Below are 25,047 nucleotides of genomic sequence, written 5' to 3'. Positions count from 1 at the left end.
CCACCTGGACGTCGAATGGCGCGACCTGACCGACGAGGGATGGACCCTGTCGGCGCCTCTGGAGGGCCAGGCCGTCACCCCGCTGCGCCAGACGCCCCGCCTGCGTGCGCGGGTGGTGTGGCAAGGCGCTCTGGATCTGGGCAATGGCGGTCGGCTCGCCGATGTGCCCGCCGACCTGCGTAAGAACATCACGTTCGGGCAAGTCTGACCCGGGGCTGCACAAGTCAATACGGCCGGCGAAGGCAGACAGGCCGTCCGGATCTCTCTGCCTTCGGGGGGAGCTTCAAAGCGCCAGTACCAGCTTCCCGTTCCGGGCCCGCGAACAGCAGGTCATGAGGCGGTCTCCTTGAGCTCTTTCCTTTGCCGACAAGACACGATCCCTGTGGTCAATCTCGCCATCGATGACCCGTGTCTCGCAGGTGCCGCACAGACCTTCGCCGCAATCCATCGGCATATCGACCCCCGACGCTCGAAGCGCGTCGTACAGGGTCTGGTCAGCCGCGACCGAGACGGTCATTCCCGAGTCTCGCAATTCGACCTCAAAAGCATGTTCCACACTGGAATCAAGGGCGCCGTTCGCAGAAGAGAAGAGTTCGTATTTCAACGTGCCTTCCGGCCAGTTGGCCGAGAGCGACTCGAGTTCGTCGAGCAGTCTATCCGGTCCGCACGCATAGACGCGATCATTGCCACCGACTTTCGAAAGGGCTCTGTCCAGATCGAGACGCGTTCCTTCTGCGGTGATATGCAACGAAAGACTCTGACCGTGGCGGTCCTGTACGCGGTCCAGCAAAGGAAGCCTGTCGCGCGATTTTCCGCAGAAGTGAATGTGGTAGGGCTTTCCGGACGCCTTTAGCCGGTCCGCCATGGCCAGGATTGGCGTGATGCCGATGCCGCCCGCGATCAGGATATACTGGGGGGCATTTGCGTCGAGCCTAAAATGGTTGCGGGGCCCGGCAATGTGTACGACGTCTCCGGGCGCCACGTTGTCGTGGAAGAATTTCGAGCCGCCACGACCGTTGTTCTCGCGCAGGATCGCTATTTCAAAGGTCTTGGTATCCGAGGCGTCGCCGCACAAAGAATATTTCCGGCGGTAGTCGCCGACGACGAGGTCGATATGCGCACCGGCAGAGAATTTGGGGAGTTTGCGTCCCTTGGGGTCGGCCAGCACGAAGCGTTTCACCCCGGTACTGTCGTCGATCACATCGCGGACCACGACCCGGCGAAGGATGCCCTCTCTCACCGGTGCGCCGATCTTGAAGGACAGCGAGCGATCGAGGACGGAGGGATCCGTCTTTTCCGGATTGAGCGCGGGATCCCATTCAACCAGCAGTTTGGAAGGCCCGCGGAACGACACATTGGGCAGGTTTTCAAAGACCTGTCCCTTTACCAGACGCATGTGCGGAAGCCGACGGGTAAATTCTTCGAGAAAGATCCGCATTTCCATGCGCCCGATGTTCTTGCCCATGCACTGATGCGCGCCATAGCCGAACGTCATGTGTTCCGACGCATTGTCCCGGTAGATGTCGAAGTCGTCGGCGTTTTCCCAATGGCGATTGTCCTTGTTCGCGCTGGCCTGAACGATCAGGAGCTTCCCGCCCTTTGGTATATCCACTCCGCCGACGGTTGTATCGTCGGTCGCGATCCGGCGCCAAGCGACAATCGACCCGGCAACGCGCAGGCACTCTTCGACGGCGCTGGGAATGAGGCTCGGAGTCTCGCATAGTTCCTCCCAGGATTCCCTGTTGTTGAGCAAGGTCCAGAAGGCATTGGCGGTTGCGTTGGAGGTCGTTTCGTGCGCAGCCGCCAGAATCGCCATCATCATCGAACGCAGATAGCTCTCGGGAACGGCATCCGGATGTTTAAAGTGCTGGCGCACGGTTTCGTACATCCATCCCTCGCCATCCGGATTGGCGATCATGTCATCCAGGACCCGGTTGGCGGTCTGCCAGAATCGTCCGACGTTCTCGGAAATCTCCAGCTGTTCCTCCGGGGTCGGACGCCCCCAGGTGTTGAGTGTGTGGGCAACAGCGAAACCGCGCAGTTGCTCGGCCCCTTTTTCGGGAACGCCCAAAAAGTGCAGCGCAATGGTTAATGGAATCTCGCTGAATATATCCTCGACCAGGTCTGCATGCCCTCGGTCGATGAAACGGTCCATGTACCGCCGCGTGAGTGTTCGCATTGCGGATTCGTGCTTTTGCAGGTTTTCGGGCAGGAAATCGTCGAGCAGAAGCCGGCGGCGCTCCATATGGTGCGGCTCGTCTTCGTTGACCATCGTTCGCTGCATGGCAAAGCCGTATTTCTGCAGGATCGCTTGGGCTTCGGGGCCAGCCGGAGTGATCTTTTCCAGCGCGATCGAAGGCGAGAACAGGATGTTGTCGCGAAAGACACTTTTCACATCTTCGTAGCGGGTCACCACCCAGTAGCCGATTTCCGGGCTGAAAAAGACGGGCTCCTCCTCACGCGCCCATTTCAAGGCCTCGCCCGGATCGACCTGGTAGGGGCCGTTGAACGGGGTGAAGGCGGCAGCCCGTCCTGAGATGGGGCATCCATTCGGCGAAAGGGCTGGTGTCTCGACAGGGCAGGTGTTCGGCATCGAGTTTTCCTGTTTTACTTTTATAGCACTTTGTGATCTATAATAGTAAAACATGGATGCTTGCCCCGGTCAACGCCGGGCAGGACGGCCCGCGTGGAGAAAACAGGCATGGCGACTTTGCAAACCCTCGATCGTGGCCTGAAGGCCTTGTTCTTCATCGGTGCGTCCGAAGGCGGTGTGTCTGTCGGCGAAATTGCTTCGGAGCTTGGTGTGGACCGGGCCATTGCCTACCGTGTCGTGTCGACACTGGAGGAAAACGGCCTGGTATCCCGACTTGCAAACGGACGACTCTTCCTTGGGCCCGGGGTTCTCCGGTTGGAATCGAAGTTCCTGCCGCAATTCCGGGTCATCGCTCAGAAGCGACTCGAACGCCTTGCCGAACAGGCCGGTGCAACTGCTTTCCTGTCCATGGCCGAAGGCAAGGATTGCGTTGCTGTCGTGGTCGCAGAACCGCAAGACGGACTGATCCGGGTCGGCTACAAGGTCGGGAGCCGCCATCCGCTGACCCAAGGCGCCGCCGGGATCGCCATCCTCTCTTCACGGCCGGAAGAGGCAAGTGATATGGAAGAAGTGCGCGAAGCCCGTGCAAAGGGCTTCAGTCTGACGCGTGGGGCCCTGCAAAAGGGAGCAGTCGGCGTGGCAAGTCCCCTCGCAAGGACGGTGAGGTCCGGGCGTGCCATCGAGGCCTCAGTCGGCGTGGTCGCAATGGAAGACCTCGATGTCGAACAGGCGCGAGGTTTGGTTCAGGATTGTGCGGAAACCATCAATTTGGCGCTTGGGGGAGTCGAATAAAGCGCCTGAAACGCGATCGCGCGACCGGACCGGAAGCCGCGGCCGCCGCCTTGATGGGGGCCGCGCGACAAACGAGTTGAGCATTCGCTAGTGGGTATTCGACGATGCTCCTGAGGGGCGCTGTCAAAGGAATTCAGGTTGCTGCGGGGCGGGGGTCCGATTTCTGTCTCGGGATGACAAAACGTGACCCGTTCTAATAGGCGTTGTCGCCTTGTCCCGGCCTGGGGCCTGACTGCCCCTTGCCCCGTTGACGCAAGGCCGCGCGGACGATCTCGGCTGTGCCGAGGACGTTGAAGCGGTTCATGAGGGCGATGCGAATTTGGATTTCGGCGGCCCGGCGATCTGGGTCTCTTGCCATGATGCACTCGCCGACGGATTTCAGGCAGCGAATCTTTGCCTCTTGGCGCGGCCTAAGGGATCTGACCCAGCAAGTAGGGCAATGCAGGATTGTCGCCATCGCGGCTGGGTGTGAACTCGACAGCGCGGATGTCGGACGTCGCGGGGGACATGGCCAGATGGACCTTGCGCCTCTGGCGCCGACCCTGAACGCTGTGCTTGCGTGCCTGCCATTCGCCATCGTTGATCCCGGTGCTGGCCACAAGCAGGTTCAGCGGGCCATCCGCGTGGCGAGAAGGGACCTGGTCGGCCAGAGTCTTTTGCCTGCGGCACAGTGTGGAGAAATCCGGCACGGGCCAGTCTAGTCCCGCCAACTTCAGCGGGCTCGTCACCATGCCAGAGGTCTGGCAAAGCGTTGGCTTGAACAAGATCTTGATCGTGAGGCTGAACCGTATGGCCGCATCGGAAAACACCACAGGTCATCCTGGTCGCCCGTCATGCGGCGCACGCCAGGCCATGTCCTTGTCGACCCAGATCAGCAGGTATGGGGAGCGTCTGCGTCGTACGGATCAATCGCGCCGTTGCCCTTAGGCTGGCAGAACTGTTCCAGTATCGACCGCCGAGTCTTCTGTGTCTTCGCGCCAAGTTCCGCGAACGTTGTGGACTTGTAGCATTGAGCGCAAAGCCAATGCAGCGAGTCTTTTCGCAGGACACCGGGTTTCGGCGGGGACTTTTTGCGCGACTCCTTTGGTCGCGCGGCGGCGCGCCGGTAATCCGTCAGAAATTCAGGTGAACCGACCGGGCCACGAAGGTGCACCTTTCGCCCGTTCCGTCGGTAGTAGAGGTGCACGTTGCCGTGCCGGTCGGTGTCCTCCGCAACGTATTTCAATGTCATTCGCATCGAAACTCCCCCTGCCATTACCAATCCTCAGAGGATTCGAGACGGGCATCTTCTGCGCCACCGGGCAAGTCTTCGATTGCGGAGTCGATTTTGCGCACGTCCCACACGTTCCGTGAATAGATGCGCTTGGCTGCGGGCATGAACTGGTCCGATTCCAGTTTGCCGAAGGTTGTCGGGCTGGGGACCAGGGCACCCATGGCGATCCCGCAGGGTCCGAACCAGCGCTGGTCGCTGGACTTCGTGTCAGACAGCCTGTCCGATGGTCGCCGCTTCCGGGGGCTCTGCGTCATCGACGACTTCAGCCGGGAATGCCTGGCCGCGGTCGTGGACGCCTCGCTGCCTGGGCAGCGCGTTGGCCGTGAGCTCGACGGCATCGCTCGGGTGCGCGGCTATCCATGCATGGTGGTCAGCGACAACGGCACGGAGCTGACCCCGATCGCCATCCTAAAATGGCAGGAGCAGCGCCGGATCGAATGCCACGACATCGCTCCGGGAAAACCGATGCAGAACGGCTTCGTCGAGAGCTTCAATGGACGGCCGCGTGACGCATGCCTCAATGAGCACCTGTTCGCCAATCCGCGTCAGGCCCCCGGCCTGATCGAGGCGTGGCGCGACGACTACAACCGCCCCCCACACGAGCCTCGACGGGCTCACCCCGTGGGAGTATCACCAACGGTCGGTAGAGGACCAAACCCTGAACAGAGCGAACTCATAAACGCGGATTCAATGGGGACCGGGTCACATCTGGCGTAACGGGATCGGGCGTTGCTCCTCGATCGCTTCCATGGCGAAAAAGGAGGTGACGGTTTCCAGCTCGATATTCTCGATCAGGCGTTTGTAGACGTCATCGTAGCCGGCCATGTCGCGGGCAACGATCTTCAGCAGGTAGTCATACTCGCCGCCGATACGGAAGAAGTCGATGACCTCCGGGATGGCCGAGACATGGTTGCGGAACTGGCGCAGCCAATCCGCTGAATGATGTCGTGTCTTGACGAGGGAAAAGACCACGAACCCCGCGCCGAGCCTTTCGCGGTCTATGACCACAGTCCGGCCGCGAATGGCGCCGGAGGCCTCCAACGTCTTCAGGCGCCGCCAGCAAGCGTTCTGTGACAGGCCGACCTTTTCCGCCAGGGCCCGTTGTGACTGAGCCGCGTCGCGCTGGAGCTCTTCAAGGATGAGGTGGTCAAAATGATCTGGTTTCTGGGCCATGTGTCAATCATATGACACAAAAAATCGAAATCAACGATGAATTTATGGGAAGATTTTTGCGGATCATGCGTCACAATCTGCCCTGAACAGCTGAGGAAGATATGACACCGCTCGATGACTTCAAAACCGCATTGAAAGGCGCCGACATTCGAGACCGGATCCGCGCCGGGCTGATCGGCGAGGACGTACAGATCGAAGGACCGTTCGGCGTGCACCCGCTGATCTACGCGGACTATGTCGCCTCCGGGCGGGCGCTGACACAGGTTGAAGACTTCGTCCGCGACCGGGTGCTGCCGTATTATGCGAACACGCACACACAGGCGTCGTTCTGTGGCGAATACATGACCCGTTTGAGAGAAGCCGCGCGGGGTGAAATCGCACGGCTGACCGGCGCCGGTGACGGGATGAGCGTGATCTTTACCGGGTCGGGGTCCACTGCCGGGATCAACAGGATCGTCGGTCTGCTGGATCTGCCTTCGCTTGTGTCCGCAGGTCAGCGTGTCGTCGTACTGACCGGGCCGTACGAACATCACTCCAACATCTTGCCCTGGCGCGAGACAGGGGCCGAGGTGATCGAGATCGCTGAGGCCGCAAATGGCGGGGTCGATATGGAAGACCTCTCTCATGCGCTGAAGGCGTCGGAAGATGCGGCGCTGATCGTCGGAACCTTTTCCGCAGCGTCGAATGTGACGGGGATTCTCACTGACGTCGACGCGGTGACGCGGCTGTTGCGCGCCCACGGGGCGTTCGTGGTCTGGGACTACGGCTGTGCCGGACCGTATTGCGCGATGGACATGAAGGCCGGCACCGATGCGCAGAAGGATGCCATCGTGTTTTCGCCCCACAAGTTTCCCGGCGGTCCCGGGTCCAGTGGTGTCGCGGTAATTCGCGACGGGATCGCCCGCCGTGCAACGCCGACTCTTCCAGGCGGCGGCACGGTCAGTTTCGTATCGCCTTGGGGGCACGTCTATTCGAACACGTTGTCGGCGCGAGAAGAGGGCGGCACCCCCAATGTCACCGGCGATATCCGCGCGGCGCTTGCCCTGCTGGTAAAAGAGGCGCTGGGCCAGGAGTGGCTGGACAAGCGGCAGGCGGAGCTTCGGGAAAAGGCGCTGAATATCTGGTCGCAGAATGATCGGATCGAATTGCTTGGACAGCCTGACGCCCAGGCCTTGCCGATCTTTTCCTTTCGTGTGCGCGACGGGCAGGGGGGATTGGTGCATCACCAGTTCTTTACCCGGTTGCTCAGCGACAGGTATGGCGTCCAGGCCCGCGGCGGTTGTGCCTGTGCCGGACCCTATGGTCACAGGTTGCTGGGGTTGGGCCGAAGTGAGTCGGACGCAACCATCGAAGCGCTGGAACGTGGCGAAGAAACAGCGAAACCGGGCTGGGTACGTCTTAACCTTTCGGCACTTATGTCCGATACCAAGGTGAATTCGATTATCGAGGCGGTGGACAATCTGGCGCGTACCGCCCCAGACTATGTAAAGGACTATCGCGTCGACACCGGCACAGCCCGGTTCAATGCCGTGACCGCCTCGAAGGATCCCCTTGCCTCATGACACAACCTCGGATCAGCCCAATCGCCAATCCGTCCTTTCGGACCCTTTTTGCCGCGCAGGTCTTCTCTCTGCTTGCCATCGGGCTGATGACCGTGGCCATGTCGCTGGCGGCCTATCGGATCGGCGGGGTTGCGGCGGCGGGGCAGATCGTCGGGTTTTTGTTGGCGGTCAAGATGGTGGCCTATGTGGGCATCGCTCCGCTGGCAGAGGCGCTCTTTGCCGGACGCCGTCGCAAAAGGGTTATGATCGGGCTGGACCTGGGACGGATGCTTTTGCTTCTGCCGATGGCCTTTGCAACGCAGACCTGGCAGATCGCACTGCTGGCGCTGGTCTTCTTTGCCGTGTCCTCGGGGTTCACGCCGCTTTTTCAGTCAGTGATCCCGGACGTCCTGCCCGACGAAAAGCTTTATAGCCGGGCGCTCGTCTGGTCTCGTATCGCATACACACTGGAGTCGGTGCTCAGCCCGATCATTGCGGCCATGGTGCTGCAACTGATAGAGGCAGAGTTCCTGTTCTGGGTGGCGGCGCTGGCCTTTACGGGGTCCGTGGCAGCGCTTTTCGCCACGCGCTTTCCGGCCGACAGGACAGGGCAGGGCAAGGGGCCTTTCCTGCGCCGCGCCATGAAGGGGCTGAGCATCTATCGCAAGACGCCGCGCCTGCGTGGACTGTTCCTGCTGAACTTCGCCCTTTCCTTGAGCATGGCCTGGGTGCTGGTGAACTCTGTTGTACTTGCGGGTGTCCGGCTTGGGGATGCAGAAGGGCAATACCCGATCCTGATGGCCTTCTACGGGCTGGGCGCTGCCATTGGGGCCGTTGTCGTTCCCCGTCTTGTCGAGAGCGCGGACGAGCGGCGTGTCATGCTGGGGGGCGCCATGATGCACGCGGTTGCAGGGCTGGGTATTGCCCTGCCGTTGGGCTATGCGGGCTACATGGCGCTATGGATGATCTTTGGACTGGCTGCCTCACTGGTGCTGACCCCGGGCGGGTTGGTTATCGCGCGCTCGGCAGGTGCGGCGGATCGACCTGCAGTATTCGCCGCGCAGTTCTCGCTCTCGCATGCGGGATGGTTGCTGGCCTATCCTCTGGCCGGACAGTTGGCTGCGTTGGCCGGACTCGAACCGGCCCTGCTGATCCTGTCCGGGCTGACCGTCGGTACCGCGGTTCTTGCGGTCCGGGTCTGGCCCGCGACAGATCCGATCGAACGCCTGCATGAGCATCCGGAACTGCCCGAGGGTCACCCGCATTTCCGCGAGGCGCCGAGCCAGGGCCCCCGGCATCGTCACGCCCACGCCTATCACATAGACGATCTGCATCCGAATTGGTCCGGCTCCACGCCGGCCTGACCCGGACGAGCGGACTAGAGCTACAGGAAAAAAACGTAATGACACATGACACCTCTTCCCCGATTGATGGCCAAGGCCTGGAGGCTCTTGAGGCGCGCTTGCACGAGGATCTGAAATTCCTCTGCTGGCCGGGCAAGGACTGGGTGCCGGCACGCGAAGGTGTGACTGATGTCGTCATCATCGGCGGTGGTATGTGCGGCATGGTGGCCTGGACAGCGCTGAAGACCGGCGGCATCCACAACATGCGGGTGCTGGATCGTTCGCCCGAAGGGCTGGAAGGTCCGTGGCTCACCTATGCGCGGATGGAAACCTTGCGGTCGCCGAAAGAGCTGACCGGCCCGGCCTATGGGCACGGCGCACTGACCTTTCAGGCATGGTATCGTGCGCAGTTCGGGACCGAGGATTGGGAGGCGCTGGACAAGATCCCCCGACCCATGTGGATGGACTATCTCAAGTGGTATCGGAAAGTCCTGGACATCCCGACGGAAAACGGTGTGTCGGTCGACCTCGTCGAACCCGAGGGGGATCTTCTGCGGCTGCATTTGTCCGGTGCGTCGGAAAACTCGATCCTTTGCCGTAAATTGATTTTTGCTACTGGGCGCGACGGGACCGGACAGCCGAACATTCCCGGTTTCGTAAAGAACCTGGAGTCCAAGTACTGGGCGCATAGCGCGGATGAAATCGACTTTGACGCGCTCAAGGGCAAACGTGTGGCCGTGGTCGGTGTCGGGGCGTCGGCGGTGGACAATGCCGCCGAGGCGCTGGAACATGGGGCCGCCGAGGTTCGCCACCTGATCCGCCGCAAGGAAATGCCGACCATCAACAAGATGATGGGCATCGGGAGTTTCGGCTTTACCGCCGGATACGCCAGCCTGCCGGACAAGTGGCGCTGGCGCTTCATGCAATATTCCTTTGCCACCCAGACGCCGCCCCCGCATGGATCGACAAACCGGGTCAGCCGCCATCCCAACGCCTTTTTCCATTTCGGAAAGGCGGTTCAGTCGACCGTGGAAAAGAACGGTGCGGTGCAGGTCGGCTTTGCCGACGGCTCCTCCTACGAGGCGGATTTCGTGATCCTTGGCACCGGCTTTACCATCGACCCGCTGTCGCGGACCGAATTTGGCGACGCGGCAGGGAACATCCTCCTGTGGCAGGATGTTTATATCCCACCCGAGGACGAACAATCGCGTGACCTGGGGCGCTTTCCCTACTTGAACGAGGATTTCACCTTTCGCGAGAAAGTGCCGGGTACGGCACCTTGGCTGTCGAACGTCTACTGCTTCAACTACGGGGCATCTGCCAGCCTCGGGAAAGTGAGTGGTGACATTCCGGGCATTTCGGAAGGAGCGGGGTGGCTGACGCGGGCAGTGGCCGGGCAGCTATACTCCGAGGACGTGGCGGAACACTGGCAGGCAATGCTGGACTACGACAAGCCGGAACTGGATGGCAGCGAATGGACGCCGACCGAACTGGCCTGTGACGAAAAGAAAGGGAAAGTGGCCTGATGGCATTGGATACGACCGCATTGAACAGCGCAGATATCGGGGTGGGCACGGCTGTACAGGCCGCCGTCGAGGGGCGCGCCAACATCTTCGAGATGACACAGGCCGCAGAAGAGGCCGTGCTGCGTCCGAAGGATGCCGAACCGTGGAGCCATAGCTTGCGTGCTGCTCTGGCCGCGAGAATCGCCAATCTCAACGATGAAGCCGAGCTTGCGGCGCGCTACGCCGCCGACGCCGGTGATTTCGCCGCCCTGGTCCAGCCCACCGAGGACGGGGCCGCGCAGGGCCTGGCCGAGGTTGTCGGGTTCATGGACAAGGTGGCTGCCAACACCCGCCGGGTCGCGGGCAACGATATCCTGGCGTTGCAATCTGCGGGCGTGGCGGATGCCGATATCGTCCGTCTTGCCGAACTGAATGCCTTTCTCGCCTACCAGATCCGGGTCATCGTCGGGCTGCGCCTGATGAAAGGGATGTCGGCATGACCAAGGTAATCACGAAATTCACCCGCAACGTGCCGCATTGGCAGCCGCGCGTTAAGCCCGTTGACCTTCAGGAAGCCTCCGCCGAACAACTGGATGCGCTCAAGGTGACACCTTCGAACACCAAGGTGTCGGAGTACGTTCTGACTTTGGCGCATGATGTCGAAAGCCTGAAGGTGCGTTCGCCCCTTTTCAACGCGATCATGTACGACAAGGGCGGTATGAGCCGATCCGAGCGGGAACTGGGTGCGCTTGGGGCCTCGATGGTCAACCACTGTATCTATTGCGCCGCCGTCCACGCCATGCGCCACGCCCAGATCGAGAAATCGACCGAAGTGACGGACAAGCTGTTCCGCGATGGCGCGAATGCGGAACTGGATACGCGCGACCGGGCCATTTTCGACTTTGCCGTGGCGCTGTCTGAATGCCCGTCTCAGGCCGGGCCGGAACACATGCAGGCGCTGAAGGAGGCCGGGCTGGACGAGGCGGAGGTGCTGGATCTGATCCTTTCGGCCTCTTTGTTCGGCTGGGCAAACAGGCTGATGCATGTGCTTGGTGACCCTGTGCGGCTCGAAGATTCCGGAAAATAATCCATGAATTCCCAGATAGCGGATGACATTCCGTTAAGTAGGTGTAATGTGGGGGTGAAAGACCGCAAGCGATGAAGGTGTGGATGTGAGCAAGAAAGTAGGTTTGGCAGGCGCGGGGGCGATCGCCTTCGGAACGGCAGCGGTGCTGCACGAGGCGGGACATGACCCGATGCTGTGGTCCCCTTCGGGGGCTGGTACGGCCGATCTGGCCAAGGGTGCTCCGCTGACGGCGACCGGCGCGGTCGACACCTCGCTGACCCCGCGGATCGCCGACACTGCGGCGACGCTGGCGCGCGAGAACGACGTGCTGATCATTGCCCTGCCGGGTTACGGCCACAAAACCGTGCTGGACGCTTTGGCCCCGCATATCGAGCCGCACCACCAGGTCATCATCTCCTCCCATGCCTCGCTTGGGGCTGTATACCTGATGCAGTTGCTTGCGGATCGCGGAATTTCCGTACCGATCACCGCCTGGGGCACCACGATCTGCACCGGGCGGCGCCAGTCGGGGGCTGAGGTCAAGGTCAACACCGTGCGCAGCAAGGTGGACCTCTGCACCGTGCCCGGGGACCGCTCGGACGAGGCCCTGGCACTTTGCAAGGAGCTGTTCGGTGACCGGTTCCAACCGCGCGACGGGTTGCTGGCGATCTCGCTGTCGAACCTGAACCCTCAGAACCATATGGGCATCGCGCTGGGCAACATCACCCGGATGGAGCGCGGCGAGAACTGGTCGCAGGGCCAGAACGTCACGCCGACCGTGGGCCGCCTGCTGGAGGACCTCGATCTCGAACGGCTTGAGATCGCCAAGGCACTGGGGCTGGAGGTCAAGACGATCTTCGAGCATTTCCACCTGTCGTTCCATGTCCCCGTCGCCTCGATTTCCGAGATGAACCAGCAGATGCATGCGCAGGGCAATGGCGGAACCGGGCCGGCGACAGCCGACAGCCGCTATGTCACCGAAGACGTGCCCTACGGGCTGGTGCTGACCGCCGCACTCGGTCGGCTGACCGGGCACCCCGCGCCGCTGCACGAGGCGGGCATCCGCATCTTCTCGGCCATGTACGGGCGGGATTTCGAGGCGGAAAACGAGATCCTCAAGGCGCTTGATCTGGACAGCTACAGCCTTGACGATCTGAAACGTGCAGCGAAAACCGGACTGCTGCGGCAGCCCGAAAACGCCGCCTGAGACCTGTAACGAGTAACCAAAAAACCACTGGACCAACAAGGAGACCAATCATGACCAAGCTGATCCTCAACCGTCGCCGCTTTCTGGGCACGGCTGCCGCCACCGGCGCGGCCTTGGCTTCGCCCGCCTACCTGCGCCGCGCCTCCGCCCAGTCGGGCGGCGAGGTGAACATCTGGACCTACAACAACTTCGTGCCCGAGGCCTTCAAGGAACAGTTCGAGGCCGAGACCGGGATCAAGGTCAACGTCCGACTCGTGGACGACCAGGGCAAACAGTTCAACCTGCTGGCCGCGGAACAACCGAACCCGACTGTCGACATCATGACCGTCGCCGGCCACCGCTTCCTGCAGTTCATCGACAGCGAGCTGCTGGCGCCGCTGGACACCGACCGTCTGACCAACTGGAACAAGATCAACCCGACCTTCTCGGAATCCGATTGGTCCACGATCAACGGCAACAAATGGGGGGCGCCGATCCTCTCGGGGATGGAGGTCCTGTCCTACAACTCGGAGATCGTCAGCGAGGAAGAGGCCCTGACCTGGGACACGCTGTTCAGCGAGAAATACAAGGGCCAGACCGCCTATATCATCCAGGACATGATGTCGATCGTCATGCTGATGAAAGGCTATGACGGCAACATGGTCGCCTATCTCGACGACCCGGACAAGGCCGCCGAGATCGTCGAGGAGGCCAAGCAGTTCCTGATCGAGAAGAAGCCGCTGGTGCGCAAGTACTACGACGGCGGCGCCGAGTTCCAGCAGATGATGGTCAACCAGGACATCGTGCTGGGCCATTCCTGGAACGGTCCTGCCGCGGCGCTGATCAATGACGGCTTCCCGCTGGGCATGGCGATCCCGCGCGAAGGGTCCTACGGCTTTGTCTACACCTACAACATCGCCAACAACGCGCCCAACGCGGACAATGCCTATACCTTCCTCGATGCCATCCTGTCGTCGCCCGAAATCGGCGCGGCGATGACCAAGGCGTCGGGTTTCATCTCGACCTACAAGGACGCGTCGAACTACCTGACCGACCTCGAGAAGAAATCGACTTCCTTCCCGGACGAGCAGCTGGCCAACCTGCAGTTCTTCCGCGCCGAGGCGAACGAGATGAAATACGGGCTGGTCGACCCGGCCGTCGAGGCCATCAAGGCGGCCTGATCGGCCAAACCGAAACCTGTTCCTGCCCTGCGATGATCGCGGGGCAGGGGCCCTGACCTTCCGAAAGACGACCTCATGACGTATGACGCATCCGCGCAACAGGACGGGCGAGCCATGGCAGAAGAGACCTCGGACCGGACATTCTGGGGCCGTTTGGCCTCTTGGGGGCCGTACCACGCGATGATGCGTCTGGCGACGGCCTCGCCCCGCCGGCAGTTTGTTGTCCTCGCCGCCTTTCCGATCCTCTGGATCCTGACCCAGCACCTTGGCCCGATGCTGCAGATGTTGCGCGTGTCGCTGACCGATGCCTACCCGGTCGCGCCCGGAGTGGAACAGCATTTCACGCTGGAAAACTATGCCCGCTTCTTCGGTGACAGCATCTTTTGGATGCCGTTTTTCCGGACACTGATCTTTGCCGGGGTCTTTACCTTCTGCACGCTGATCATCACCTACCCGGTGGCCTACTTTCTGGCCCGGCACGTCAGCCGAAAGAACCAGATGCTGTTCCTGTTGCTCCTGCTGATCCCGTTCTGGGTGGGCGAGATCGTGCGCACTTACGCGATCATGATCCTGCTGGGCAACACCGGCGCCGTGAACCTGGCGCTGAAGACACTGGGGCTGATCGACCGGCCGATCCCCTTCATGTACACCAGCTTTTCAATGGGTGTCGGCATCGTCTACCTGACCGCGCTCTACATGCTGCTGCCGCTCTATTCGGCGCTGGAGAAACTGCCGAAAAGCATGAACGAGGCAGCCGCCGATCTTGGCGCCGGCGCCTGGACTAGGTTCCGCCGCGTGTCGCTGCCGTTGACGATCGAGGGGATCTCCTCGGGCTGTACACTGGTCTTCCTGATATCGACCGGGTTCTACGCCACGCCTGTTCTTCTGGGCGGGCCGTCGACCACGGTTTTTGCCGAAACCATCGCGGGCTTTTTCCATGTGGCCGGGGATGAATGGCCCACTGGCGCGGCCTTTGCCACGATCATGTTCATGGCGGCCCTGATCATCACCACGGTGTTCCAGAAACTGATGAATGCCCTTCGCAAGGGAGAGAAGAAATGAACGACCGTGTCGAACTGTTCCGCGGCAACCGCATCTTCCTGAGCTGCGTCTACTGGGCCTTTGTGCTCTATGTCTTCGTGCCGCTTATCCTGATGGTGCTGATGGGCTTCAAGGACTCGAAGTTCATCGGCTTCCCGATCCGGTCCTGGACACTCGAATGGTACACCGGTGTCTTTGCCGATGCCGAGGTGCTTTCGACCTTCGGTTACTCGGTGGCCATTGCGGTGTTGTCGACGCTGATCTCCGTCATCGTGGGCACCTGGATCGCGGTGCTGCTCGAAGGGCGCAAATTCACCGGGCGCGGTGTGACTTTTGGCCTGACCGTGCTGCCGGCGCTGGTGCCCGGCATCATCTCGGCCATCGCCTTTCGGATCTATGCCCGCTACCTGGGAATTGAACCCGGCATGGGCGCCATCGTCTGGGCGCACGCGGTCCACAACGTGCCATTCGTGGTTCTGGTGGTCATGGCGCGCCTGTCGACCCTGCCCAAGAGCCAGATCGAAGCCGCCCGCGACCTTGGCGCCGATCCGCTTATCGCCTTTGCGCGTATCACGCTGCCCTACCTGGTGCCTGCCATCCTCGGCGCATCAATCTTCTGCCTGTTGCTGTCGTTTGATGATTTCGTCCGCTCCTTCTTCCTGGGCGGGTACGAGCCGACATTGCCGGTGCTGATCTTTGCCAAGCTGCGTTCGGGCATGAGCCCGGAAATCAATGCCATTGCGACCGTCGCGCTGATCCTGACCGCCGTGATCGGCGTCTGGGCCGAACGCTTCACCCGCCGTATGAACAAGGAATCCTGAGCCATGACCGACCAGAAACCTCTTGTCCGCATCGAGGGCCTGTCCAAGCATTTCGGCGAAACCGTCGCGCTGGACAACCTGACGCTGGATATCGCGCAGGGGGAGTTCGTCACCTTCCTCGGCCCGTCGGGCTGTGGCAAGTCAACGACGCTGCGCATCCTCGGTGGCTTCGAGCGCCCGACCCACGGCCGGGTGATCCTGGACGGTGAGGACGTCACCAACCAGCCACCGGAGAAACGTCACGTAAACATGGTGTTTCAGGACTACGCGTTGTTCCCGCACATGACGGTGGCACAGAACATTTCGTTTGGACTGGAGCTGAAGGGGATGGGCAAGGCGGACATCAAGCGCCGCCTGCAAGAGATCATGGCCTTCCTTGAACTGGACAGCTATGCTGGCCGCTACCCGGTGCAGTTGTCCGGTGGTCAACGACAGCGTGTGGCGCTGGCGCGGGCCTTGGCGCCCGATCCGGCACTCCTGTTGCTTGACGAACCGCTGGGCGCGCTTGACGCCAAGCTGCGCGGCCAGGTTCAGCAGGAACTGAAATCGATCCAGCGCCGCACCAACAAGACCTTCTTCTTCGTCACCCACGACCAGGAAGAGGCGTTGACCATGTCAGACCGGATCGTCGTCATGAACAAAGGCCGCGTAGAACAGGACGGAACACCGGAAGAGTTGTATTTCCGCCCCGCCAGCCGCTTCGTGGCTGAATTCATCGGCGAGACGAACCTTCTGTCGGGCTGGATGCGCGGTACGGAAGGCGACAAGGTTGTCATGGATTGGGAAGGAACGGCCCTCAAAGGCAAGGCGCCCGCCGGCATCCCCGCCGAGGGCAAGCCGATTACCGCGTCGGTCCGGCTTGAGAAGCTCGGGTTTCATGCCGACCGCCCGCAAACCGCAAATGCGGTGCAAGGGCGTGTCGTTGGAAAAACCTTCCTCGGCTCGCGCATGGCGATGCAGATCGCCGTCGGGGACAAGGATGAACCTATCCTCAAGGCCTACGTGGATGCGGAAACCGGTCAATCGGTCGGCAGTGATCCTATCTGGATCGGCTGGGAGGCCGACCACATGGCGGTGTTGAACGACTAACCGCGCGTCGCGTGGCAAACCGGCCCCGGAACACCGGGCCGGTCATCGCCCGCGCGGAGGCGGAGGCAGGAGCGCCCTGATGTCTGTCAGCTTGCCGGGGAGGTTTCGCCGTTTCGCACCCGCAAGCAACAGGTCGCAATGCGGTCAGTGAGCCGGCGTGCCCGTTTGGCTGCAGTCTTCGATGCCGGGACTTTTGACCTCTCGGGTGCGGTCATATTTCAGGTCCTTGTGGTGTGGCCGTGCCACACCGCGGGCCGGTCAGGTGAAGCGCGGACCGGCGCCAGATCAAGTTTGCGAGCCCGGGCTGGTTGGACGCTACCGGATTTCCCGGTCAGGGTCTTGCCGTTCATTTGCCCATGCTGGTCGTCGTCCTTCTCACATCGCCGGGGTGACATCAGGGGTCAGCAGGGGCGCAGGTCATTTGCGCGGGTCGGATTCCCCTGCGGCCTGCCACTTTCCCCGCATCAGCAAGACATTTCGCCGGATATTGGCGGGAATGAGCCTGTTCGCCCGCCGCTTTCCAGCAGCGTCTTCGCCGTTCCGTTTCAATCCTTCGCAGCCGTTGCATGACGCGGAAAAGTGCCCCTTTTCCGCGCCCTGTTTGGTTCAATCCGTGGCCTTTTCCGCCCGGACCAGGCGCAGGTCATGCAGGACGGCAAAGACCGCCGGGCTGACGAAGAGTGCAAGCAATGTCGCGCCGGTCAGGCCAAAGGCGAGGCTGGCCACGATGGGGCGCAGGAATTGTGCTTGCGTGCTTTGTTCGAAAAGCAGCGGCCCCAAGCCTACCACCGTTGTCAGCGAGGTCAGGAAAATCGCGCGAAACCGGTCGCGCACGGCCGCCTGACCGGCGGCCAGCATGTCCGCGCCATCCGCGACGCGCTCTTTCATGAAGGTCACCAGAAGGATCGAGTCGTTGACCACCACCCCGGCCAGTGTCGCCAGCCCCACGAGGCTGGGCAGCGAGATCTGCAGGCCCAGGGCCATATGCCCCCACATCACCCCGATCAGGCTGAGCGGGATCGCCACCACGACGACGAGGGGCTGTACGAAACTGCGAAACTGGAAAGACAGGATCAGGTAGACCCCGATCAGCCCGATCACCATGTTCCGGGCCAGGGATGAGCCGGTGGTTGCCGTGTCCTTTGCCTCGCCCAGGATCGTGACGGTGACGCCGGGCCGCTTGTCCGCCAGACCCGGAAGATAGTCGGCCCGCAGCGCGGCCATCAGTTCGCGCGCGTTGGCCACGGCGGGGTTGATGGCGCCTTGCACGGCCACGGTGCGCTGCCCGTCGACCCGGTTGATCGAGGCATAGCCCCGCCCCGTGCGCACGTCTGCGACAGCCGTCAACGGCACCAGCGCGCCCTCGGCGCCCGGTACGCGCAGGTCCAGGATGTCCTGCAGGCTCATCCGGTTTTCGTCCGACAGCCGCGCCACGATGTCCAGCGTGCCCAGCCCGTCGCGGACCTCCAGCGGGGAATCGCCCCGGAACCCGGCGCGCAATTCTGTCGCGACAGCCTGCGCGCTGACGCCGAGGGCAGAGGCAGCAGCCGGGCGCAGGGTGACGATATACTCGGTCTTGCCCGGTTGCAGGTCATAGGTCACGTCGCGCACGCCTTCGAACTCGCGAAAGAACCTGCGCATCTCTCGGGCGGTGGCGCGCAGCGCCTCCAGGTCATTGCCTTGCAGGCGGATGTCGATGGGCTTGCCGCCCGCGCCGCGCTCCTTGTCGGTGATGCGAAAGGCGGCCATGTCGGGCATCGGCCCCACCAGTTTCTTCCAGCTGTCGACGATCTGCGTGACTTCGGTCGTGCGGATCCCGGCGGGCAGCAGCTTGGCACTGACGGTGGCCATGTGGGCGCCGGTTTCCGGCGTGTCCGCATTGGCGCTGTAGGTGATCGTGTAGCTTTGCACCAGCGGCTGGCCCCCGGGTTGTTCGGGCGACAGGTCCGTGTTCATCTTCTCCAGCGCCGCCACGACCCGTGCCACCCGCTGTTCGGTGCGCTCCAGCGGCGCACCCTGAACCAGCAGAAGACGGGCCTCGACCGTGTCGCTTTCCAACGCGGGAAAGCTCTGGAACTTGATGAAGCCACCGGTGTAAGGCGCGACGGAAATGAGCACCATGAAGGCGGCCAGACCCAACGTGAAATAGCGGTAGCGCAGGCTGAGGCCGGACAGGGGCACGACGAGACGATCACGCAGCCAGTCAAAGGCGCCGTTGACCGCGCGGCTGATCCGGTTGGGCCGCAGCTCGCCCGACAGCGAATGGTGCATGTGGTTGGGCAGGATCAGGAAGGCCTCGACCAGGCTGACGATTAGAGTCATCACCAGCACGATGGGGATGTATTTCAGGACCGCCCCGATCTGCCCCTGCATGAAGGCCAGTGGCCCGACGATCATCACCGTGGTCAGGAACGAGGCGATGACGCCCGGCGCCACCTGCACGGCGCCGTTCACCGTCGCCTGCATCGCGGTTTCGCCCGCCTGGCGCCGCCGCACGATATTTTCCGAGATCACGATGGCATCGTCCATCAGCAGGCCGATGGCCACAAGCAGCGCCACCATCGTCATCATGTTGATGGTAAGCCCGAAAAGCTGCATCGCAAAGATCGTGCCCAGGAAGGACACCGGCAGGCCCATTGCCACCCAGAACGAGAACCGGAAGCCAAAGAACAGCCACATCACCACCAGCACCAGCAGCAGCCCCTGGATGCCGTTTTCGGCGATGATGCGCAGCCGGTCGCGGATGTTCATCGTGCTGTCCTGCGAAATCGCCAGCGCGATGTTGCCCGGCGCCTCGGCCTGGGCCTCTGCCATGATCCGGTCCAGTGCCGCCTTGACCCGCAGCGCATCCTGCGAGGCGCTCTTGTTCACCTGCACGATGGCGGCGCGCTCGCCGTTGTAATAGGCGGCCTGCGCCGGGTCGCTGAACACCAGCGAGATTTCGGCCACTTCGCCCAGCGTGATCTCGGCTCCGTTGGCCGAACTGGTGAGCGGCAGCCGGGCAAAATCGCCGATGCTGCGCCTTTCGCCCAGGAACCGGATCACCGCATCGCCCTGGCGACCCTCCAGCGTGCCCGCGGGCATGTCCAGGCTGTTGCGGGTCAGGAGGGGGCCCAGGTCGGAGATGCGCAACCCGTGGCGCTGCAGGGCCGCCGCATCCAGTTCGATCACGATCTCGCGGTCGGAAAACCCGGCGATCTCGACCTGGGAAATGGCAGGATCGGCGCGCAGCCGTTCGGCCAACATGTCGGCATAGGCCAGCAGGACATGCGGGTCCTCGGGGCCTGTCACGGCGATCGAGGCGACAGAGGCCACCCGTTCGACCACCCGCGTCACCGGATCCTCTGCCCGGTCGGGAAAGGTGCCGATCCCGTCGACCGCCGCCTTGAGGTCATTGTGAAAGCGGGTCATGTCCGCGCCTTCGACCATCTCGGCGGTGATGATTGCCATGTTGTCCCGCGACAGGCAGGACAGTTCCACCAGGTTGTCCACCACGCGCAGCGGGTCCTCGGCCACCTGGCAGATGCCGGTTTCCACCTCGGCGGGCGAGGCGCCGGGATAGGCGATGCGGATTTCGACCTGGCTGGGCGGGGTCAGCGGAAAGGTATCGCGTTGCAGCGTCGGCAGGGCGGCAAGTCCAAGGACCGCCAGCGCCAGCATCAGGATGTTGGCGGCGGTCGGATGCAGGGCAAAGAGGCGGATCATCTACTTGTTGCCCTTCGGCTTGCCCTGGCCGCCTGCGGCGGCGGTGATCTGCGCCAGGAGCTGCTTGTCCTCCACCGCTTTGACGGCCATGCCCGGAACCGCGATGCTGGGGTCCGTCACCACCAGCTTGTCGCCCTCGGCCAGGCCTTCGCTGACCACGGCGATGTCACCGATGGCGAAGCCCACCGTCACCGCGCGTTTCTCCAGCGTGCCTTCGGCGCTGACCACCAGCGCCTGTCCGCCGCGCACCGCGTCCAGCGGCGCCACCAGCGCCTGGCGTTTCGGCGCCATCAGGATCACCTCGACAAATGTGTTGCGGCGCAGGGGCGGGCGTTTGCCTGCCTCGGCCTGGCCGTAGGGGTCGTCGATCCGGACGACGATGGCCGTACTCTGGGTGCGCGGGTCCAATGCCTCTCCGACGCGGTCGACCTTAGCCTCCCATGTCACCAGGTGACCCGGGGCGGGCAGGCGCACGCGGGCTTTGAGGTCATGAACCGTGGCGCCGTCCCCCATCATCCGCAGGATCGGCCCGATCCGCCCGATCGAGAATTGGGCGGCAACCTCTGCCGCCTCGATCCCTTCGGCAGTGACAAGCGTTTGGTTGCGTGTCACCACCTGTCCCAGTTCCGCTGCGACCTCGGCGATTCGGATGTCGTAAGGGGCTGCGATCTCGGTGAAATCCAGCGACCGGGCCACCGTGGCGCGCTGTGCCTTCAGAACCTCTCGCTCCGCCGCGTTCAGCGCCAGCTGGTTCTCGACCTCCACCACCTTGGCCCGCGCGCCCAGTTCGGCGCGTCGGGCGCTGTCCAGCCGCACCTGTGTCGCCACGCCCTGATCTGCCAGCGTTTCCTGCCGGGTCAGTTCCGTCCGGCTGAGCTCAAGATCGGCGGTCGCGATTTCCAGGCTTGCAGTCAGGGTCTGGTCCTTGACGTCCAGCGCGGCCAGCTGTGTATCAATTTGGGCCAGGGACAGTTGCAACTCGGCGTCGTCCAGACGCAGCAACACCGTGCCGCCTGCGATGACGCCGCCGTTTGCCAAACCTTCGGTCTTTTCGACCACCTCGCCCTCGACGCGTGCCACGGCGCGCCATTCCCGTGCCGGTGTGACGGTGCCGTAACCGCTGACCCTGGGTACGATCTCGACCGGGGCCATCGTCACCACGCGCACGGCTGTTGGCGTGCGGTTCACCTCCTTGGCGGCGGGTGCCGTCTTGAGGTCTTCGGAATAGGCCACGGTCAGCGCACCCAGCGCGACGGGAATGGCAACGGCAAGGCTGCGGGCGATGCCCTTGATCAAGGCTGACATGGCACAATCCTCATGAGCGGCACGGACGGCAATCGGTCCGGGCCTATCACGTCACGGATGCCTGCCGCTGGGAACAGCCGACAGGGTCACTGCGACAATAAACACATGCCCAAGTTTGAATGCCACTGGTGAAGGGAGTCAATGCCGGCCACGAGGTCTGCGGCCGGCGTCGTGGAAATCCCTCAGGCGGACTGTGTCAGTGCCCAGTCGACACCCGATTCCGCCATCGCCATGCGGGCCGATCCCTGTGCCAGCCAAAGATCCAGGGCGCGGTCGCTTTCTGTGCTGATGCCCTTCAGGCGTTCGGCAAGGACCGCGCTTTGGGCAACCCAGGCGGCGCGCAGGACCGCGTCGGCGGCATAAAGCCGGGCCTCGGGCGCGGCCTCGCGCAGGCGGGTGACCAGCGCCGCAAAGCGCCCGGTCAGATCCGCGCTGCCCGGCGCGGTCTTGGCGCGGTCGAGGAAGGCCATGAGCGCCGCGTCGTCCTTGAGCAGACGCCGCAGGACCAGGTCCTGCGCCTGCATGCCCGTGGTGCCCTCGTAGATCGTGGTGATCCGGACATCCCGGAAATAGCGCTCGGCGGGCCATTCGCGGGTATAACCGGCGCCGCCCAGCACCTGGATCGTGTCGCTGGCGCTTTCCTGTCCCATCTCGCCGCCAAAGGTCTTGGCCAAGGGCAGCAGGAAAGGCGCCAGCGCGGCGGCACTTTCGTCGCCCTCCTTTGCCATGTCCAGCACCGTTGCCGTTTCCAGCACCAGCGCCGCCAGCAGCATCGCGCGGGCGTCCAGTGTCAGCAGCATGCGCTGGATGTCCGCGTGTGCGGTCAGCGCGACGGGTGGGGCAGAGGGGGCGCCGCCCTGGCGACGGTCCTCGGCATAGCTGCGGGCAAGGTGCGCGCAGGTGGCGGCGACGCCGGCCCCCTGGGTGCCGACCTGCAGGCGCATCCGCTCGATCATGTGAAACAGCGCCGGCAGCCCGCGCCCCGGCGCGCCGATCATCACGCCCTCGGCCCCGTCAAAGCGCAGCACGCAGGTGGGCGAGCCGTGCAGGCCCAGTTTTTCCTCGATGCGTTCGACGTGGATGCCGTTGGACGCGCCCGCGTCGGTGACATTGGGCACAAGGAAAAGAGACAGCCCGCGGGTGCCGGCCTCTGGCGCGCCGGTGCGGGCCAGAAGCAGGTGGCCGATACGGTCGGTCATGTCCTGATCGCCGAAGCTGATCCAGCACTTGGTGCCGAAGATGCGCCAGCCATCGCCATCCTCCTCGGCCCGCGTGCGGATACGGCCCACGTCCGACCCGGCATCCGGTTCGGAAATACAGATGGTCGCGGCCCATGTGCCCTCGGCCAGTTTCGGGCACCATTCCGCGGCCAGGTCGGGCGCGTTGGCCGCAAGACAGAAGGCCGCCGCCCGGCTGGAGCCGGGCAGCATCATGAAGGGCAGGGCGGCGCCTTCCATCGGCAGGGCGGCGGCAACATGCAGCGCCAGCGGCAGGCCCATGCCGCCCAGGTCCTCGGGCAGGTCGGCGGCCAGCCAGCCACCTTCGCCAAGGGCGCGGTAGGCGGCGCCATACCCCTCGGGCGTGCGCACGCGCCCGCCCTCGACCCGGCAGCCTGCCTCGTCCGCCGTGGAGGCCAGCGGAGCCAGGGTTTCCTCGGCTAGCTTGAAGGTCTCGCCCAGGATCTGGGCCACGGCGGTATCGTCCAGCCCGGCAGGCGCGGCCTGCTCTGCCCAACCTGGGGTGCGGGCAAGGATCTGTGCTAGCAATTCTGGGGTCATCGGGTCACCTTCTCGACGGGAGGAGCGTCGGCGCGGCGCGTGAACGCGCCCTGGATGGCACTGTCTGCGCCGGTGCATCGGCGCGCATGCCTCGGGAAATGGGCCATGTCTCCTCCTGCACGGCCGGGGGAACCCCCCTGTCTGACGGGCGCGATGTTGACTCGAATCGAAAAAATTGTCTACTGGGAAACAATAACGATATCGCAAACAGCGAAACATGGGGGGATCTGCATGGCCATTGGTGCTGAGAGGACAAGAGTCCGTTCCGGGCAGGACGCCGGAGGCCACTGTCGTGGATGATCCCCGCAAGGACCGTTCCGAAGGCAAGGTACAGTATGGCCCGCTGTCCGAGGCGCTGGGCTTTCTGCTGCGCCTGGGCCAGTTGAAGAGTTTTGCCGGCTTCTTTCGTTCTTTCGAGGCGGAGGACATCCGCCCCGGTGAGCTGACGGTTCTGATGGTCCTGCACGAGAACCCGGGCATCCGCCAGGGAATGCTGGCCAAGGCGCTCAGCATCAAGCGGGCGCACATGACCAAGATGGTGCGCCAGATGGAGGACGAGGGCCTGATCCTGCGCCGCGTTCCCGAGGACGACAAGCGCGCGATGGAACTGTGGCTGACAGAGGCCGGCGAGGCGCGGGTCGCGGTGCTGGCGCCGATTCTGGCCGAGCACGAGTCCGGTGGCGCCGCCGGACTGTCCGTGACCGAAACCGCCGAGCTGAAGCGCCTGCTGCGCAAGATGCTGAACATCCGCAACGGCGCCAGCGGCTGACCCGCGGCGCCGTGCAATGGCCGCTCAGGTCTCCTTGCGGTCGTGCACGATGTTCATTTGCGCTTGGCCGCTCTGTCCAAGGTCGACCGCCGCGAATGGCCCGCCGTGGCACATCTGCGCAGGATCGCGCGGATCACCCGGCCCTTCGGCGGCCAGGATCTGCGCGGCAAACTGTTCAGCGTTGTCCTTTGGCGCATATCCAAGGTAGCGCGCCGCCGAATTGTCCACCGGGCAGCGGTCGTTGTCCGACACGCCATAGACTACCGTGAACCCCGTCGTCGGCGTGTCGATCGCCCGAGCCACCAGCTGGATCAGGTCGCCGTAGCTGAGCCAGGTCCCCAGCGCCCGGGCCCCTGTCACCTGCGCGCAGGAAAGGATGCGCAGGCAAACCGCCTCGACCCCGCGTTTTTCCCAGTACATGCGCGCCAGATCCTCGGCGAAACACTTGGCCAGCCCGTAAAACGTGTCGGGCCGGTGCGGTACGTCGGTGCCGATGCGCTCTTGCCGGGGATACATGCCGACCGCGTGGATCGAGCTGGCGTAGACCACGCGCCGCACGCCGTGCCGGTGCGCTGCCTCCCAGACGTTGTAGGCGCCGACGATGTTGGGGCCAAGGATCTCTTCGAACGGCGCCTCATCCCCGATGGCGCCGAAATGCACCACCATGTCCGCCCCTTCGATCACCTCCGACATGGCGTTCAGGTCGGCAAGGTCGGCCTGAACATAGCGTTCCCCAGGATAGAGCGTGCCGATACCCTCGGCGATGTCCGTCGATACCAGTTCGTCGGCCATCATCGACAGCGGCTCGCGCAGGTAAGACCCCAGCCGCCCCGCGGCGCCGGTCAAAACGAGTTTCTTCATGGCGTGTCCTTTCCTTCTGCCGTGC

General features: G+C 63.2%; 19 protein-coding genes and 2 pseudogenes. 14 read left to right on the top strand and 7 right to left on the bottom strand.

The annotated features are described in order from the left end of the window. On the top strand, positions 1–208 hold a 208-nt coding region (locus G9Q80_RS10965; protein WP_210426185.1), incomplete at its 5' end, for a DinB family protein. A 75-nt stretch (positions 209–283) separates the two neighbouring features. Here the strand turns inward: G9Q80_RS10965 and G9Q80_RS10960 are convergent. Beyond that, positions 284–2,593 carry a cytochrome P450/oxidoreductase gene (locus G9Q80_RS10960; RefSeq protein WP_088716806.1) on the bottom strand — a complete coding sequence of 770 codons (2,310 nt, stop codon included), beginning with the start codon at positions 2,591–2,593 and terminating at the stop codon, positions 284–286. Positions 2,594–2,701: 108 nt separating this feature from the next. Here G9Q80_RS10960 and G9Q80_RS10955 point away from each other — a divergent pair, with 108 nt between their 5' ends. Continuing rightward, positions 2,702–3,385, top strand: coding sequence for an IclR family transcriptional regulator (locus G9Q80_RS10955; protein ID WP_088716846.1), 684 nt, complete (start codon positions 2,702–2,704; stop codon positions 3,383–3,385). A gap of 256 nt (positions 3,386–3,641) precedes the next feature. On the opposite strand, the pseudogene G9Q80_RS10950 reads toward G9Q80_RS10955, so the two are convergent. Next, a pseudogene (locus G9Q80_RS10950) lies at positions 3,642–4,290 on the bottom strand (transposase); the annotation flags it as partial. A 509-nt stretch (positions 4,291–4,799) separates the two neighbouring features. Between G9Q80_RS10950 and G9Q80_RS10945 the strand changes: the two are divergent. Then, a pseudogene (locus G9Q80_RS10945) lies at positions 4,800–5,337 on the top strand (integrase core domain-containing protein); the annotation flags it as partial. 23 nt (positions 5,338–5,360) lie between these two features. Here G9Q80_RS10945 and G9Q80_RS10940 read toward each other — a convergent pair. Then, positions 5,361–5,831: an Lrp/AsnC family transcriptional regulator gene (locus G9Q80_RS10940; RefSeq protein ID WP_069210082.1), complete on the bottom strand. Its 471-nt coding sequence runs from the start codon at positions 5,829–5,831 to the stop codon at positions 5,361–5,363. 101 nt (positions 5,832–5,932) lie between these two features. On the opposite strand from G9Q80_RS10940, the gene G9Q80_RS10935 reads away from it, so the two are divergent. From G9Q80_RS10935 to G9Q80_RS10890, 10 genes are all read left to right on the top strand, one after another. Further along, a complete protein-coding gene (locus G9Q80_RS10935) occupies positions 5,933–7,393 on the top strand; it encodes an aminotransferase class V-fold PLP-dependent enzyme (protein ID WP_069210110.1) in 1,461 nt (486 codons plus the stop codon). Next, complete coding sequence (locus G9Q80_RS10930; protein WP_088716807.1) at positions 7,390–8,736, top strand: MFS transporter; 1,347 nt, start codon at positions 7,390–7,392, stop codon at positions 8,734–8,736. Before G9Q80_RS10935 ends, G9Q80_RS10930 begins: the two co-directional genes overlap by 4 nt. 38 nt (positions 8,737–8,774) lie before the next feature. Further along, complete coding sequence (locus tag G9Q80_RS10925; RefSeq protein WP_088716808.1) at positions 8,775–10,241, top strand: NAD(P)-binding domain-containing protein; 1,467 nt, start codon at positions 8,775–8,777, stop codon at positions 10,239–10,241. After that, positions 10,241–10,720 carry a hypothetical protein gene (locus G9Q80_RS10920; protein ID WP_232788321.1) on the top strand — a complete coding sequence of 160 codons (480 nt, stop codon included), beginning with the start codon at positions 10,241–10,243 and terminating at the stop codon, positions 10,718–10,720. The genes G9Q80_RS10925 and G9Q80_RS10920 overlap by 1 nt, the downstream gene beginning before the upstream one ends. Then, positions 10,717–11,307: a peroxidase-related enzyme gene (locus G9Q80_RS10915; protein ID WP_069210079.1), complete on the top strand. Its 591-nt coding sequence runs from the start codon at positions 10,717–10,719 to the stop codon at positions 11,305–11,307. Before G9Q80_RS10920 ends, G9Q80_RS10915 begins: the two co-directional genes overlap by 4 nt. Before the next feature lie 85 nt (positions 11,308–11,392). Next, positions 11,393–12,493 carry an NAD/NADP octopine/nopaline dehydrogenase family protein gene (locus G9Q80_RS10910; protein WP_232788322.1) on the top strand — a complete coding sequence of 367 codons (1,101 nt, stop codon included), beginning with the start codon at positions 11,393–11,395 and terminating at the stop codon, positions 12,491–12,493. Positions 12,494–12,543: 50 nt separating this feature from the next. Beyond that, the gene (locus tag G9Q80_RS10905) at positions 12,544–13,653 is read left to right on the top strand and encodes an ABC transporter substrate-binding protein (RefSeq protein WP_043145712.1); all 1,110 of its coding nucleotides are present in this window, start codon (positions 12,544–12,546) and stop codon (positions 13,651–13,653) included. A 75-nt stretch (positions 13,654–13,728) separates the two neighbouring features. Next, entirely contained in the window at positions 13,729–14,715 is a 987-nt protein-coding gene (locus tag G9Q80_RS10900) for an ABC transporter permease (protein ID WP_043145713.1), read from the top strand. A gap of 14 nt (positions 14,716–14,729) precedes the next feature. Then, positions 14,730–15,515, top strand: coding sequence for an ABC transporter permease (locus tag G9Q80_RS10895; RefSeq protein WP_043145780.1), 786 nt, complete (start codon positions 14,730–14,732; stop codon positions 15,513–15,515). Between the two features lie 3 nt (positions 15,516–15,518). Continuing rightward, a complete protein-coding gene (locus tag G9Q80_RS10890) occupies positions 15,519–16,604 on the top strand; it encodes an ABC transporter ATP-binding protein (protein ID WP_043145714.1) in 1,086 nt (361 codons plus the stop codon). Positions 16,605–17,210: 606 nt separating this feature from the next. Here G9Q80_RS10890 and G9Q80_RS10885 read toward each other — a convergent pair. The 3 genes from G9Q80_RS10885 to G9Q80_RS10875 all read right to left on the bottom strand — a co-directional run bounded on the left by G9Q80_RS10885 (position 17,211) and on the right by G9Q80_RS10875 (position 23,392). After that, on the bottom strand, positions 17,211–20,309 hold the full coding sequence (locus G9Q80_RS10885) for an efflux RND transporter permease subunit (protein WP_088716811.1): 3,099 nt from the start codon (positions 20,307–20,309) through the stop codon (positions 17,211–17,213). Further along, positions 20,310–21,614, bottom strand: a complete 1,305-nt coding sequence (locus G9Q80_RS10880; RefSeq protein ID WP_088716812.1) for an efflux RND transporter periplasmic adaptor subunit — start codon at positions 21,612–21,614, stop codon at positions 20,310–20,312. 182 nt (positions 21,615–21,796) lie between these two features. Further along, positions 21,797–23,392 (bottom strand): acyl-CoA dehydrogenase family protein, encoded by a 1,596-nt coding sequence (locus G9Q80_RS10875; protein ID WP_088716813.1) that lies wholly within the window; start codon positions 23,390–23,392, stop codon positions 21,797–21,799. A gap of 292 nt (positions 23,393–23,684) precedes the next feature. Between G9Q80_RS10875 and G9Q80_RS10870 the strand changes: the two genes are divergently transcribed. Next, entirely contained in the window at positions 23,685–24,161 is a 477-nt protein-coding gene (locus G9Q80_RS10870; RefSeq protein WP_043145718.1) for a MarR family winged helix-turn-helix transcriptional regulator, read from the top strand. Positions 24,162–24,185: 24 nt separating this feature from the next. Here G9Q80_RS10870 and G9Q80_RS10865 read toward each other — a convergent pair whose 3' ends face one another. Then, complete coding sequence (locus G9Q80_RS10865; RefSeq protein ID WP_069210073.1) at positions 24,186–25,022, bottom strand: NAD-dependent epimerase/dehydratase family protein; 837 nt, start codon at positions 25,020–25,022, stop codon at positions 24,186–24,188. Positions 25,023–25,047 lie beyond the last annotated feature (25 nt).

This window comes from Mameliella sp. LZ-28, assembly GCF_012274245.1.
Taxonomy (GTDB): Bacteria; Pseudomonadota; Alphaproteobacteria; order Rhodobacterales; family Rhodobacteraceae; genus Antarctobacter; species Antarctobacter albus.
Note: the sequence above shows the minus strand (reverse complement) of the source record. Positions and strands in the feature narration are given on the sequence as shown.

Excerpts from the sequence above, each read along its gene's own strand:
- G9Q80_RS10905 (WP_043145712.1), top strand. The coding sequence starts at position 12,544 with ATGACCAAGCTGATCCTCAACCGTCGCCGCTTTCTGGGCACGGCTGCC.
- G9Q80_RS10925 (WP_088716808.1), top strand. The coding sequence starts at position 8,775 with ATGACACATGACACCTCTTCCCCGATTGATGGCCAAGGCCTGGAGGCT.
- G9Q80_RS10960 (WP_088716806.1), bottom strand. The coding sequence starts at position 2,593 with ATGCCGAACACCTGCCCTGTCGAGACACCAGCCCTTTCGCCGAATGGA.
- G9Q80_RS10935 (WP_069210110.1), top strand. The coding sequence starts at position 5,933 with ATGACACCGCTCGATGACTTCAAAACCGCATTGAAAGGCGCCGACATT.
- G9Q80_RS10900 (WP_043145713.1), top strand. The coding sequence starts at position 13,729 with ATGACGTATGACGCATCCGCGCAACAGGACGGGCGAGCCATGGCAGAA.
- G9Q80_RS10865 (WP_069210073.1), bottom strand. The coding sequence starts at position 25,022 with ATGAAGAAACTCGTTTTGACCGGCGCCGCGGGGCGGCTGGGGTCTTAC.
- G9Q80_RS10955 (WP_088716846.1), top strand. The coding sequence starts at position 2,702 with ATGGCGACTTTGCAAACCCTCGATCGTGGCCTGAAGGCCTTGTTCTTC.
- G9Q80_RS10875 (WP_088716813.1), bottom strand. The coding sequence starts at position 23,392 with ATGACCCCAGAATTGCTAGCACAGATCCTTGCCCGCACCCCAGGTTGG.
- G9Q80_RS10930 (WP_088716807.1), top strand. The coding sequence starts at position 7,390 with ATGACACAACCTCGGATCAGCCCAATCGCCAATCCGTCCTTTCGGACC.
- G9Q80_RS10915 (WP_069210079.1), top strand. The coding sequence starts at position 10,717 with ATGACCAAGGTAATCACGAAATTCACCCGCAACGTGCCGCATTGGCAG.
- G9Q80_RS10920 (WP_232788321.1), top strand. The coding sequence starts at position 10,241 with ATGGCATTGGATACGACCGCATTGAACAGCGCAGATATCGGGGTGGGC.
- G9Q80_RS10885 (WP_088716811.1), bottom strand. The coding sequence starts at position 20,309 with ATGATCCGCCTCTTTGCCCTGCATCCGACCGCCGCCAACATCCTGATG.
- G9Q80_RS10890 (WP_043145714.1), top strand. The coding sequence starts at position 15,519 with ATGACCGACCAGAAACCTCTTGTCCGCATCGAGGGCCTGTCCAAGCAT.
- G9Q80_RS10940 (WP_069210082.1), bottom strand. The coding sequence starts at position 5,831 with ATGGCCCAGAAACCAGATCATTTTGACCACCTCATCCTTGAAGAGCTC.
- G9Q80_RS10880 (WP_088716812.1), bottom strand. The coding sequence starts at position 21,614 with ATGTCAGCCTTGATCAAGGGCATCGCCCGCAGCCTTGCCGTTGCCATT.